Origin of the sequence: Shewanella sp. SP1S2-4 (genome assembly GCF_031932075.1) — a bacterium.
GTDB classification, from domain to species: domain Bacteria; phylum Pseudomonadota; class Gammaproteobacteria; order Enterobacterales; family Shewanellaceae; genus Shewanella; species Shewanella baltica.
On the sequence record NZ_JAUOET010000011.1, the window covers coordinates 79,379 to 93,264 of the forward strand.

The following is a 13,886-nucleotide window of genomic DNA, read 5'->3' on the forward strand; positions in this document are numbered from 1 at the left end:
TCGGTTATTTATCTTGGCTAAACAGTTGATCTAACTTGTCTTCAAAGGCGTGGTAGCCCAAGTACTTATACAAGTCTTTACGGGTTTGCATAGTGTCGAGCACGTTGCGTTGATGACCATCATTCATCAGCGCTTGCATGACGTTCAGTGCAGCTTGGTTGGCTGCACGGAAAGTACCGAGTGGATAAAGCACCATGTCGGCGCCCGCTTCGGCTAGTTCTTCTTTATTGAACAATTGGGTTTGACCAAATTCAGTCATGTTGGCCAAAATCGGTGCTTTGACTTGCGCTTTAAAGTGGCGATATTGGTCTAGCTCAGTTAAGGCTTCGGCGAAGATCATGTCGGCACCGGCGGCAATATAGGCTTGCGCGCGTTCGATACCGGCTTCTAAGCCTTCAACGGCAACCGCATCGGTACGCGCCATGATCACAAAGTTAGGATCGGTACGGGCATCGACGGCGGCTTTAATGCGATCGACCATTTCTTCGATACTGACCACCGCTTTGTTAGGTCTGTGGCCGCAACGCTTTTGCGACACTTGGTCTTCCATGTGCACAGCGGCGACGCCGATTTTTTCGAATTCTTTGATGGTACGAGCAATGTTGAATGCGCCGCCCCAGCCAGTGTCGATATCGACCAATAAAGGCACTTGTGTGGCTGAGGTGATACGACCTGCATCGATCAGCACGTCGTTCATTGAGGTCATACCTAAGTCAGGCAAACCGTATGAAGCATTGGCAACGCCAGCGCCCGAAAGATACAAGGCTTGGAAGCCAGTTTGCTCTGCCATCAAGGCAAAATAGGCATTGGTGGTGCCAACGATTTGTAACGGTTTAGCCTTAGCAAGAGCTTGGCGAAAACGTAATCCTGCGCTTTGGATCATGGTCTTGTCCTTATCCTTTTCCATTTATGGGAAGTGGGCATATTGAGCCGTATAAACTTAGCTGATGTTGGCTAAGGTTTCTTTGGCGGCTGCATTGGCTTGCAATTCAATTAAGCGTAATTCGGTATTTTTACGCCCCTGTTCGATATGGCGGCGCATCAGCAAACTGGCGAGTTCTCCATCGCGCTGGGCAATGGCTTCGACTATGCGTCTGTGTTCGGCAATCGCTTTAACGGGGCGATTTTTATTGGTGCATTGGTAGCGGTACATGCGCAGCAGGTGATACAGGCCGCCGACTAAGGTTTCCTGCAGATGCTTGTTACCGCTGGCTTGAATAATTTGGTAGTGAAAATCGACATCGCCTTCCTCTTGGAAGTAGGTATCACCCTTAGCGAGCGCCGCATCTTGCGTTGCGAGTAAATCTTCTAACTTGGCTAATTGCTCAGGGGTGATACGACTGGCGGCAAGTTCGCAGGCCATGCCTTCAAGCACGCTACGCAGTTGATATAAATCGTTAAGTTCGCTCACTGTCAGTTGTGCTACGCGGGCGCCAACATGGGGTGCGCGCACGACTAAGCGTTGTCTTTCTAAGGTTTGCAGGGCTTCGCGGGTCGGGCCGCGGCTGATGCCGTATTTTTCGGCCAATGCTTGCTCGTTAATCTTGCTGCCTGCAGGCAGTTCGCCCTTGATGATGCTGGTTTGGATCTGCACCAAAATTTGATCGGCTAATGTGGTCGACGTTTTATCTGCCGAGGTCGATTTGACCTTATGCAGGTGGGGAACTTGAGTGTCATCAGAAACGAACGTCGTGTCTTGCTTCAACATAGAACGCATCACTATTAATAGGATTGTCGACAATGGGTAAAAAATAGCCCTCCCTTGGTGGATTGTCAACAATGTGTTTACTTAGACGTAAGTCTATATTGTAAGTTGATCTTGTTTAAATCATTGATTTAAATTGTTTTATTTTTATGTTGTCGATTTTTATATTTTTAATTACGAATTTTAAATATTAAATTGTCAACAATGATGTGGTTTCATCTTCCGACTTCGTTGCGGATGTTGATGGTTTTGGGGAAAATCGTCCAAATGCATTTGGCATGTTTATCCTTCGCGTTACGCTATGGGCGGAATGAGACATTTGGAGGTGACAGTGGAAAAAGTGTTAGTGAGCAGTTGTTTACTCGGGCAAGCGGATTGGACAGTGCATCTTAACTGCCCAAGGTGAGGATGTGACCCACGCTTTTAGTCTAGGAGCCGATCCCGCGCTTAAGCTGGCGCAGCAACACGGGATTAAAGTGGCGATTTTAAAAGCCCGCAGTCCATCCTGTGGTAATAGGCAGATCTACGATGGTCAATTTGCAAAACAGTTAATTGCGGGGCAAGAATTAACGGCTGAAAAACTCAGTGCCGCAGGAATAACTGTATTCAATGAATTGGAGTTATCCGCTGCAGCGGCATGCGTTGCTGAACTAGAGCAAAGCTAGAGGCGAGCTAGCTTGCTTGAGTGTGATTAGTGCTGGTGGCGCTATCCGCGACATTTTGATTTGTTTGCAGTAACGCATGAATTTGTTGATCTTTTTCCGCCCACACTTGGTTTAACCAGCGTTGGAACTCGACGCGATACTCAGACTCAGAGAAATAACGCGTTGGATCGACTTGAGGTACGGGCAGGGCGTTGATCCGCACGATAATCTTGCTGACCTTGCCGTTCATCACCCCAAACAGAATATCGTCAGGCGCATCTGGGTAGACAATTGTCATATCCAGCAGGTTAGTAAATTGCTCACCCATGGCCGATAGGGTAAAAGCGATTCCACCTGCTTTAGGGCGTAACAAATGTTGATAAGGCGAGTTTTGGCGTTGATGTTTATCACGGGTAAACCGGCTGCCTTCAACATAGTTAATGATTGACGTGGGCATATTTTTAAATTTTTCGCAGGCGCGGCGTGTGGTCGCTAAATCTTTGCCCTTAAGCTTTGGGTTCTTCTTGAGTTTTGCTGGGCTGGTTCTGTTCATAAATGGCATATCCAGCGCCCAACAACCCAGTCCCATAATCGGCACATAGATGAGTTCTTTTTTGAGGAAGAACTTCAACATAGGAATATGGTTGCGTAACACATAAGTTTGCGCGGCGATATCGAATCCACTGAGGTGGTTACTGATCAGTAAATACCAGCTGTTTTTATCGAGTCCTTCGAGCCCTTTGACATCCCACTCAATTTTGGCGATCAAAAACAGAATGCCACCGTTGCAGCAGGCCCACGCCCACATAAAACGATTCATAACCGCAGTCACCGCATTACGTGCACTTTGCGCTGGCATCACAAGTTTTACGACTCCGCCTATGCTGATAAGCGAGCCCCAAACAGCGGTATTAATGATCAGCAAGCTTAAGCTCAGCATAAACAACACTGGCCCGGGCAGAAAATTCAACATAGTGGCGTTACCTTTGTTCTTTATTTACTTGGCTAGCGAGTTGGCTTAACACTTGATCCTTAGTGAGCCAGAGTTGATTCAGTTGTTCTTGGAAGCCAATTTTAAAATCGCGGTCATTCATATAATCGCCGCGCATCGCAGGATCAATATCAGAAACCTTGATGTGTACTTTAACGCTTGGCAACTTACCTGTCAGGTAGTCCCAATAGCTAGGCACTGTGTCTGGGTAGTAAATGGAGACATCGACTAGCTTGTGGATCTGTTCACCCATGGCCGATAGTGCGAAGGCCATGCCGCCTGCTTTAGGTTTTAACAAATGTTGGAACTGTGAGTTCTGCTTTTGATGCTTAGCCTTGCTGAAGCGGGTGCCTTCGACAAAGTTCATCACACTTACCGGTTTAGCCTTGAACTTAGCACAGGCTTTACGTGTAATTTCAATGTCTTTGCCCTTTAGCTTAGGGTTTTTACGTAGCTGTGCCGTGCTATAACGGCGCATAAACGGAAAATCGAGCGCCCACCAAGCTAGGCCTAAAATCGGCACAAAAATCAGTTCTTGCTTGAGGAAAAACTTCAAGAAAGGGATTTTTCGATTAAAAATCCGCTGCAGGATCAGGATATCCACCCAAGACTGGTGGTTGGCTATCACCATGTACCACTCTTTAGTGGAAAAGTCGGTGTCACCACTCAGTTCAATCTTAACGGGATGTAAGCAGCGTTCAATTACGCCATTAACACTGATCCAAGCGCTGGCACAAAAGTCGAGTACATGGCTAGTTGCAGTCCTTAACGAACTGATAGGTATCAGTTTTATAAAACTGACCAACAGGATTGGGATTGTCCAAAAGACGGTATTTATAACGTAGCCTAAAAATGCGATACAGCCTTTTATCTGTGAAAACAGCGTTCCCATCCGAGCCCCCTGACAAAAATTGGAGGCCTATGTTACTCGGTGTCGGCGTTTGGCTCAATCTTAGGCACTGCTGGTCGGTGCATTTGTTAACATTTATTCCCGGGCAAACTTAATATTGCTGGGATAAGCGGGCGAGTAATCTATCCATAGCGCGATAACCCAGTGCTTGGGCGATATGGCGGCGTTCTGTGTTAGGCACTTGTTCCAGATCGGCAATCGTGCGCGCAACTCTTTGTATACGATGAAAACTGCGAACCGAGAGGCCAAGCTTTACCACGCTTTGCTCCAAAAACACTAAATCAGCGTCACTGAGTCCGCTAAAGCGTTTCAATTGTTTCCCTGTGAGTTCACTATTGAGCACGCCAGCGCGGGCGAGTTGCAGCTCACGCGCCAGTTTGACCCGCTTGGCGATATCTTGGCTGGTTTCTGTTTGCGGCGCGGCTTGAGTTAATGTACCCGCGGGGAGTTTGGGGACTTCAATGGTTAAATCGAAACGGTCGAGAAACGGGCCTGAAAGCCGCGAAAGATAACGCTGAATCTGTTCTGGGCTCGATCTGTGTTGGCTATCGATATCGCCACTCGGGCTGGGATTCATCGCCGCGATCAATTGGAAGCGACTCAAAAATGTCAGCTTAGCGGCGGCGCGGGAAATCACCACTTCGCCGGTTTCCATCGGTTCGCGCAGGCAATCTAAGACTTTACGCGGAAATTCAGCCACTTCATCCAAGAATAATACACCGCGATGGGCGAGGGAGATCTCCCCAGGTTTTGGGATACTGCCACCGCCCACGAGGGAAATCGAAGAACTCGTGTGGTGCGGCGCCCTAAAGGGTCGCTGTAAAAAATGCTGCGGCTTAATGTCGAGTCCAGCAACGGAATGAATTGCTGCTACTTCTAATGCTTCCTCATAATTAAGCGCTGGCAATAGCGCCATCATGCGACTGGCAAGCATGGTTTTGCCCGTACCTGGCGGGCCAAGCATCAAGAGGTTATGGTTTCCCGCCGCGGCAATTTCGAGTGCTTGCTTGGCCTGATATTGGCCAATCACATCGCTCAGGCAAGTATGGGACTCGGGCGTCTCTTGGCTTATCCATTCTAATTGCGGCGCTAACGTCGGCAGTTGATTTTGCCCCTGTAAATAAGCGGCCAGACTCTGAAGGTGCGAGCCAAACAATACATTGGGATAGCCGACTAACTCGGCATCGTGGCGATTATCCAGCGGCAATATCAAGGTATGGTCTTGGCGCTTTGCGGCGATAATCGCCGGTAATAATCCTTGGCAATAACGTATGTGCCCAGACAATGCCAGTTCACCGACAAACTCGAGATTTTTTAGGCTATTAAGGGGGATTTGTTCTGATGCGGCCAATATGCCTACGGCTATGGGTAAGTCGTAGCGGCCACCTTGTTTAGGTAAATCTGCTGGCGCGAGGTTAACGGTTATCCGCCGCATCGGAAATTCGAATCCCGCATTGATCAGTGCGCTGCGCACCCGCTCGCGAGCTTCTTTTACCGACGCTTCGGGTAACCCCACCAGATTAAATGCCGGTAAGCCATTGCTCAGATGCACCTCAACTGTGACTTGGGGTGCTTCGACCCCACAACTGGCTCGGGTATTGACGCAGGCAATCGCCATAAACAAATCCTTTTGTTGTTCATTTCGCACAGAATTTGAGTGTAGCAGTAATTGACGTTAGGGGTTTTCGATTAACTTGGTCATTCGCCTCATCAGTAAGCTGCTGAATCTGGCTATACCGTTCCCGTGATAGCTTTGGCAAATTGCCATATTGGACGATAGCAAATAGTTGATAGAAATGATAAAAAGCAAACATTGGAGTCCTGAGGTCAATATGGATATGTTGTTAGCAGAAAATTCCCCCATTCGTCAGCAGCAGCTCGAGCAAAAGCTGGCGCAGTTTAAAGACCCGAATCTTGCCCATACGCTTTCGGCATTTATTCGAAGTAGTGTCGATCTCTATCCCTGTGCAATCGAAGACTATGCCCAGTTAGGTAATAGCCGACTGGGTGGATTGCCGGATTTGCCTGTTGGCATGGATTATCCGGTGACTTTGGTCGGAAGGGAGGAGATGTTGGATGGCTATGTTGAGAGCTTTGGCCATACCCGCGAGTTTATTAATGAGCATTGGCGGGAGGACTGGCAGGACGATTGGGAGACAGATGAGGCGCATCTTTGGGACTGGGACGAGGCGGCGCAAGCCTTCCGTGTGCCCATGCAATTTATCGCACAGCTCAACTGTAGCGACCTGAAGGCGTTTCAATCTTATTTACCTCGAGAAGGGCGATTGTTGTTCTTTTTGGAGCGCTGGCGATTTTCAGAAATGCTTCGCGGCCATGTCTATTATGTCGCTGAGGATCAGCAGCTTAACTCTGGGGAAGCGATTGCCGAACTTAAGTTCGACGATGCGGTATGTGCAAACTATGAGTATGAGGCGGCTTATCAACTTCAGGGGATTGCCAGCATTAAGATGATAGCCACTGACATGGTTAATAGTGACAACCCGCATTTATTAAAGTTAGCCAAGGCACGTTTACAAGCGCTACCAGAACCGCAACAAGCTATGGTGCTGGAGGCCCTAGCGGTTGTGGAAGATGAATTGGTACCAGAGTGGCAAGATCAGCTCTATTTCTTTGATCTGATGAAAATGAATAAACACGGGTTAATCCCCGGTCAGATTCTCACTCAAGCACAATGGTCAGCGCTACCCGACTGGCAGTCATCCAACTTGCAGGCATTGCTCGTCCCCGAGCAGCCGCTGCCGTATTACAATGGTATCGCCAGCATTAATGGCCATGGCGATAGCCGCTATAAAGCCCCCGAGCTCCACGCCGCGGCTGAGTTAGGCGGCAATGCCGAAGATTATCTAGTACTGTTCAAAGTAGTCTACAGTGAGCATTCTATGCAATTGAATTTTATTATCCACAGGGATGATTTAGCGTTAGGAAAATTCGATCGCATTTACTGCATTTATGATTATTAGCATATTGAAAGGTTGGCTATAACTAACCTTTTTGTTTGGCGATGCGGGCTACGCAGCACTTGGAGTACATAGAGATGATTGGAGATGTATGTTGCGACCGATTAAAAGAAGAGTCGCACAATTTCGTGCCTTTGAGTAAATATGAGTTATAAAGGATTGATTCTGGGATTCTTGAACCCGACTGAATAGATTAGGTGGTTGATATTTATATTTAATTATTTCAATCTGTTAATGTGAATTAGTCAACCTATGCCATTATATGAGGGCATCGTTGAGCAGCCTCATTTGGTTTACCCTCCAATGAAAATCATGGTTCTCCTCACGATATTCATTCACCTCGGCCGTTTGGCCGCATTAACGGCTAGAGTGAACTCGTGTACTTTGTGACTCTTTATGACGAACCATGACGAACCAACAACTTCCCTTTTAAAACGTTTAGGTCCCTGTCATTTTCTACGTGGTTAAGCCGTAAGACTGACCCATAAGAGAGTCAGCAACGACTCATAAATATTCTGCTACGGATCCACGCGATTTCTTTATACAGACAGGGTGTCGGAATAAATAGTCAGCATATAAAGTATACTTTGTATCATTTTGTGGTTTAATCGAAACATCTGCTGCTGGTTTTAGCAACATTTTGGGCGGCGATGCGGTAACAAGGTTGTGAATCGATAATAATAAAGTGACCTCTTGTGAAGGATGACATTTGAGGGAACATGGTCGAGGAGAACTCGCCTATGCGTTCGTGGATGTTAGCGTGTGTGTTTATCTGTACTGCGGGGTTTGGTGGGGCAGTTTGGGCTAAACTCGATGTCGTATTTTTTAATCCCGGGGCTGTCGATGACAGTTTTTGGGGGGACGTCGACCAATTGATGCTGGAGGCGGCGACGACACTCGATATTAAGCTCGAAATCATTCATTCCGATCGCAATCATTTCAAGATGATCACCCAACTCGATGAGTTGTTAGCTTCCGCAAAGGCGTTACCTAATTACGTTATTCTGGTTAATGAAAAACAATCCGCGATAAAAATGCTGCAAGCGCTTTACTCCCATCCCATCTATGTGCAATTGATTTTAAACGATATCTCTATCGGCGAACGTGATGTTTTACTGCAAGATCCCCATTGGCAAGAATATCTGTTACCCGCCATTATTCCCGATAATTACGCTATAGGTTCGGCGACCGCTAAAGGCTTAATGGACGACTTAGAGGGAAAGCAGGCTAAAGTTTTGTTGATTTCGGGCGATAAGTCGACGCCTGCTTCAGTGCTACGTACCCAAGGTGCCAGCGATTATTTCTTTATGCAGCCCAATGCCACTCTGACTCAAACGGTTTATGGCCAATGGAGTGACGCAGTAGCTTATGGTCAAGCGCTCACTCTGCTGAACCGTTATCCCGATCTAAACGTGATTTGGACCGCCAGTGATCGTATGGCGATTGGAGTGCTTAAAGCATTGAAGGAAAAAGGCTTAGTCTCGGGTAAAGATGTATTTGTCAGTACGATCAATACGTCACCTGAGATTTTACAGCTTTGTCGCCAACACGCGGTGAGCATTATTGGTGGCGGGCACTTTATGGCTGGCGCGTTAGCTTTGGTCGAGTTGCAATATTATCAGCAGCATAAGCACTATATTCCCTATGACAATGTCACCTTGTTCGGCGTTTTACTGCCTGATTCGGCATTTTATCAAATGTTAGTTGCTCGGGATTGGCCACAGATTTTCCAGTCTCAGATTTTGAATAAGTTGCCCTTCAAGGCGTAATAACGGGTGTACATGAAGCATCGAAATCATTCTATTAGTCATAAGATGACGCTGACCATTATCGGGGTGAGTTCATTTTTTGCAGTGTTAACTATGCTGGTGCAGTTGATTTGGAACTATCAGGATAGTATCGACAATGCCACGTCGGATATCCGCGAATATTCAGAATCTATTCTGCCGAGTGTGGCGAAGTCGCTGTGGGACGTCGACCGCAGCCTGCTATCTGATTTGCTCTCTGGTTTAGGAATGATGCCGTTAGTGTCGAGCGTGCATTTAGACAGTATCGACGGCGTCACTATGCAGCTGGGTAAACCGCTGTTAACCGACGACGAGTCACAAACCCTGTTTCATTATCCTGTGACTTATCAAGATCAGCTGATCGCAACCTTAACCGTAGGCTTAGACACCAACCAGCTTTACTACGAGCTGTGGCGGCAGTTGATTTTTATTGTGCTTGGCAATGGCTTAAAGACCCTGCTGATGATCTATTTGATCTTGACCTTAGTGCGACTCATGGTGACGGATAGATTGTCGGCATTGGAAGATTTTACTAATAAAATCAATCTTAAATCGCTAAAGAAGTTATCTGTGCCAGAGACGGTGACCGCCAGTCCTGACGAGATTGCTCATGTGGCATTGTCGCTTAAGGACATGTACCAAAGGATACGCAATGACCTCGCTATCAATAAGCGCCATCAACGTGCGTTACAGCAACAGCAGCATTTATTGTCGGACTTAGTGAAAGAGCGGACCAAAGAACTGGATTGGCAGTCGCAATCGAATCAGTTGCTGGCGGAGATTTCGTTGCAATTTTTGAGTATCGACACCTGCAATGTAGATAAAACCTTAGCTGAGGTGTGCCACAAAATCGGTCAGTTGTTTGATGTTGAGAGGGTGAGCATTCTCGAATTTCATCAACAGCATGCTTATTACCGCAGTTTTTGGACCAGCGAGTTACATGCTAACAAGGTCCAAGGGATTTCGGTGGACAACATTACTCAGCTTGCTAAAAAACTCGAGACAGAATCGACCTTAGTGATTGAGGATCTTGAGGCGTTAAAGGACTTCTCACCACAGGAATATGAGGTGATGAAATCCGTGGGGATATGTTCGATTGCTGCCTTTGCGATTAAAAATGCCGGAGAGTTATTGGGATTACTCTCGATGTCGACGGTGTCGCGGCCACTGAACTGGAATGCCCAGAAAAAGAATATGCTGACTCAGTTTGCGTCCGCATTGAACGAGTTACTGCTGCGCGAGCAAAAAGAGCGGCAGATGATAGTGCTGCAACAAGCGCTGGTTACTGCCAATACTCAATTGAAAGAAAAGGCCGAAACCGATGAGTTGACTGGGTTAGCGAATAGACGTCCTTTTACCGAAAGGCTAGAGGCTGTGCTACAGACCAAGACGCCAGCAGGGCTGTTGATGTTGGACGTCGATTATTTTAAATCCTATAACGACACTTATGGTCATATTGAAGGTGACCTAGTGCTTAAGCGTGTGGCGGATGCCTTAGCGCAGTGCGATATCCTGCCGCACAATGCTTTATTGGCGCGCATCGGTGGCGAAGAGTTTGCCTTAGTCGTTGAGCATGTCACGCCGGCACAGTTAACGGCCATTGCCACGCAGCTATGTTATCTCGTCGACCAACTCAATATTCCCCATCAAGCATCGCCGTTGGCTGTGGTAACGATTAGTATTGGCAGCGTGTTTTTGCCATTAGATAAGGTCTCGGGACTTAAGATGCCCGACGTGTTACGCCGTGCCGATGTTTGTCTCTATCGCGCTAAGGATAAAGGGCGTAATAGGGTCGAAGTTGAAGTGATTTAATGGCATAGGGGCAAGTCAGCCTTGTACCTATACCTATTGCAGTCTTTTGTTGCTCGGCATCAGTTGAGTATTGCTCCATCATTAGGTGCTCTCTGCGCTTAATGATTGGGATTAAGCCTCAAATTGTCCTATCTCCATGCTTAAGTAATGTTTAGGTCATCAGCGTCCGTCATTTAGCCATCCGGCGAGATTTAGGCTAAATCAGCTGAGCCTCTTTATGTCACAGACCGCATTCAATCATGCTAACTAATTGATAACATTTGCATGAAACTGTGCTGTAGATCCATCGTTAAGATAAAAATTACTCAAGGTGAGGTAATATTAGGCGGCAAATGAGATATAATCTGTCGCCCATAGTCGATTTAGCGATGCACTCTGAGTGACATCCATGCTGCCATTCTGGACGTATTTCTCGTAACGCAACTAAGCGAAAGCCACGACTGCCTAGTCAATTCCATTGGCTTAAATGTACGTTCTAGCAGCTCAATATCAAAGCCACCGCACTGAGATGTCTTAATGATGTCGAGTCGCGCCTAAGCCGTGAATTTGCAGATATACTCAGAGCAGCCTAAAACGGCAATGTAAGTGCTTTTTATCTTAGGGTAGCAAGGAGCTGGCGCAGCCGTTTGAACGGTTTGTAGGCTGGATAACCCCTAGCAAACTGTGCCCCAATTAAATGAATTCAGCTGACTCGCGAGCCATAAAGCGCGGGTTGGTCCTAGTTAGTCCAGTGTTAAATGAAAGGTGTTACATGAGTCTCTTTGATAACGTGATGATTATATTGTGCCTAATCGGCGCGAGTTGTTTCTTCTCTATGTCAGAAATTGCACTTGCCGCTTCACGTAAAATCCGTTTACGTCAATTGGCCGATGAGGGCGATGCCCGCGCAGAAAAAGTGTTGCAGTTACAAGCCGTTCCCGGCAGCTTTTTTACTGTGGTACAAATCGGGCTTAATGCCGTTGCTATCATGGGCGGTATCGTCGGTGAGTCGGCATTTCGACCTTATTTCTATGAATTACTATCGCCTTTGCTGACCGATCCTTGGTTGAGCCAACTGAGCTTTATTTTATCCTTTGTTGTCGTCACCAGTGCCTTTATTCTGGTGGCCGATTTGATGCCAAAACGCATTGCGATGGCGATGCCTGAGCCCGTCGCATTAGCCGTTGTTGGGCCTATGTCTTTCTGTATTGTGCTATTGCGTCCATTAGTATGGTTTTTCAATGGCATGGCGAGCGGCATCTTTAAACTGCTGCAAATCCCAACCGTGCGTAACGATGCTATCACCTCCGACGACATTTATGCCGTGATGAATGCAGGCGCCGAAGCTGGAGTTTTAGATCGCGGTGAACAACAGATGATGGAAAATGTGTTTGAAATGCAAACCGTTTCTGTAACCTCTGCCATGACGGCCCGTGAAAGCTTAGTGTACTTTTTACTGCAAGACAGCGAAGAAGATATCAAGCGTAAGATTTCTGAAGATCCCCACACTAAGTTCCTCGTCTGCGATGGTCAGTTAGATATGATCAAAGGCTTTGTGGATGCAAAAGAGCTGCTGATCCGAGTGATTAACGGTGAGAATATTACCTTAAAAGGCAGCAATTTAGTCCACACTTCGCTGATTATTCCCGATACTTTGAGCCTGTCAGAGGCGATGGAATATTTTAAGAACAGCCGCGCCGATTTTGCCGTAGTAATGAACGAATATGCCTTAGTGGTGGGTATTGTCACGACCAACGATTTACAACGCGCCGTGATGGGGGCTTGGTCATTGCACGAGAGCGAAGAGCAGATCATCGCCCGCGATGGTAACTCTTGGTTAGTCGATGGGGTAACACCGATTACCGATGTGATGCGCGCCTTCGGCATCGAAGAATTCCCGCATAATCAAAACTACGAAACCATTGCCGGTTTTATGATGTATATGCTGCGTAAAATCCCTAAGCGTACCGATTTCGTCAACTATGCGGGCTATAAATTTGAGGTGGTCGATATCGATTCTTACAAGGTCGATCAGCTATTGGTGACCCGTATCGATCCTATCGATAAGCTCAACTCGCCGGATGTTTAAATCACATCCAAAAACGCATTGACTATGGGATCGTCGAGCCGCTTTACTTTGCAGCAGCAACCTAACTCGAAGGGCGGTATTGCAACGGGAGAAGCGAGTAACTGAATGCGATCCCGCACTGGGCTGTTATTGATCACCACTTCTGGGCTCATGCTCACGCCGCAGCCCAACGCCACCATAGAGGCGATCGCTTCTTGGCCCGAGACTTGGGCGTAAATATTAGGGCTGATGCCCATTTGTTTGAACCAATTATCGGCGCGGCGCCGCCCAGGGCCATGGTCGGGAATGATAAAGGGCACCCGCGACCAGTCGATGGGGGCTTGGCTTATCTGTTGCTGCACCGCGCAGCGCATGGTTGGCGCGATTAAGGACAAAGGCACATCGTCAATCTTGGCGAAATGCAAGGTGGCAGGGAAGGGATCCGGCAGCGCGGCAATGGCAATATCGGCGCGATTCTGCTGCACTTCGGCCAGGGCGTTCGCCGCATCTCCCGTGGTTAAGGCTATCTCGACGAAGGGATGTTCTTGGCGGAATAAATCCAATAAACCCGGTAAATGACTGTAGGCAGCAGTGACCGAGCAATACAGATTTAACCGACCGCGCAGTACGTCCTGCTTGAGATCGATACTGTGCTTGAGCGTGCTCCAATGGTTCAAGGTTTGCTCGGCAAACAGCTTAAACTCGCGTCCCGCGTGGGTTAAGGTCACACTGCGATTATCCCGCTCTAACAGCTTAGCGTTCACTTCCTCTTCTAATCTTTGCAGGGCTCGGCTTAAGGTCGATGGGCTCACATGCATCTGCTCCGCCGTTTTGGCGAAGTGCAAACTGTCACATAAGTGCAGATACAATTTGAGGGTACGAATATCCATGATCTTATCCTGTTTAGTTTGAACTTAAGCCTTGGCTTGAGTGACGGCGTGATTGGGTGTCGCATATTGGCGCCGATGTTACTGTCAGTGTTATGAATCCATGATTGCAGTTGACGTTGCGC

At 47.5% G+C, this 13,886-nt stretch carries 10 protein-coding genes and 1 pseudogene; 5 read left to right on the plus strand and 6 right to left on the minus strand.

Annotation, left to right across the window (positions count from 1 at the left end; translation table 11 throughout):
* Nucleotides 1-4: 4 nt before the first annotated feature.
* On the minus strand, nt 5-883 hold the full coding sequence (gene prpB, locus Q4Q52_RS12110; RefSeq protein ID WP_259579354.1) for a methylisocitrate lyase: 879 nt from the start codon (nt 881-883) through the stop codon (nt 5-7).
* Nucleotides 884-940: 57 nt separating this feature from the next.
* Nucleotides 941-1,708 carry a GntR family transcriptional regulator gene (locus Q4Q52_RS12115; protein WP_259563682.1) on the minus strand — a complete coding sequence of 256 codons (768 nt, stop codon included), beginning with the start codon at nt 1,706-1,708 and terminating at the stop codon, nt 941-943.
* A gap of 365 nt (nt 1,709-2,073) precedes the next feature.
* Here Q4Q52_RS12115 and Q4Q52_RS12120 point away from each other — a divergent pair.
* Nucleotides 2,074-2,370 (plus strand): annotated as a pseudogene (locus tag Q4Q52_RS12120) (DUF523 domain-containing protein); the annotation flags it as partial.
* Nucleotides 2,371-2,377: 7 nt separating this feature from the next.
* Here the strand turns inward: Q4Q52_RS12120 and Q4Q52_RS12125 are convergent.
* The 3 genes from Q4Q52_RS12125 to Q4Q52_RS12135 form a co-directional block, all read right to left on the minus strand.
* Nucleotides 2,378-3,322 carry an acyltransferase gene (locus Q4Q52_RS12125; protein ID WP_311990721.1) on the minus strand — a complete coding sequence of 315 codons (945 nt, stop codon included), beginning with the start codon at nt 3,320-3,322 and terminating at the stop codon, nt 2,378-2,380.
* Nucleotides 3,323-3,329: 7 nt separating this feature from the next.
* Nucleotides 3,330-4,232: an acyltransferase gene (locus Q4Q52_RS12130; RefSeq protein ID WP_311990722.1), complete on the minus strand. Its 903-nt coding sequence runs from the start codon at nt 4,230-4,232 to the stop codon at nt 3,330-3,332.
* 109 nt (nt 4,233-4,341) lie between these two features.
* A complete protein-coding gene (locus tag Q4Q52_RS12135; RefSeq protein ID WP_106649161.1) occupies nt 4,342-5,868 on the minus strand; it encodes a YifB family Mg chelatase-like AAA ATPase in 1,527 nt (508 codons plus the stop codon).
* A gap of 214 nt (nt 5,869-6,082) precedes the next feature.
* Here Q4Q52_RS12135 and Q4Q52_RS12140 point away from each other — a divergent pair, with 214 nt between their 5' ends.
* The 4 genes from Q4Q52_RS12140 (at nt 6,083) to Q4Q52_RS12155 (ending at nt 12,895) form a co-directional block, all read left to right on the plus strand.
* On the plus strand, nt 6,083-7,231 hold the full coding sequence (locus Q4Q52_RS12140; RefSeq protein ID WP_311990737.1) for a DUF1963 domain-containing protein: 1,149 nt from the start codon (nt 6,083-6,085) through the stop codon (nt 7,229-7,231).
* Nucleotides 7,232-7,968: 737 nt separating this feature from the next.
* Complete coding sequence (locus Q4Q52_RS12145; RefSeq protein ID WP_006083466.1) at nt 7,969-8,997, plus strand: ABC transporter substrate-binding protein; 1,029 nt, start codon at nt 7,969-7,971, stop codon at nt 8,995-8,997.
* 45 nt (nt 8,998-9,042) lie between these two features.
* Nucleotides 9,043-10,827 carry a sensor domain-containing diguanylate cyclase gene (locus Q4Q52_RS12150; protein ID WP_311990738.1) on the plus strand — a complete coding sequence of 595 codons (1,785 nt, stop codon included), beginning with the start codon at nt 9,043-9,045 and terminating at the stop codon, nt 10,825-10,827.
* Nucleotides 10,828-11,578: 751 nt separating this feature from the next.
* Complete coding sequence (locus Q4Q52_RS12155) at nt 11,579-12,895, plus strand: hemolysin family protein (RefSeq protein WP_107946304.1); 1,317 nt, start codon at nt 11,579-11,581, stop codon at nt 12,893-12,895.
* Here the strand turns inward: Q4Q52_RS12155 and ilvY are convergent.
* Complete coding sequence (ilvY, locus tag Q4Q52_RS12160; RefSeq protein WP_311990723.1) at nt 12,892-13,764, minus strand: HTH-type transcriptional activator IlvY; 873 nt, start codon at nt 13,762-13,764, stop codon at nt 12,892-12,894. The two genes, Q4Q52_RS12155 and ilvY, sit on opposite strands and share 4 nt — an antisense overlap.
* Between the last annotated feature and the right edge of the window lie 122 nt (nt 13,765-13,886).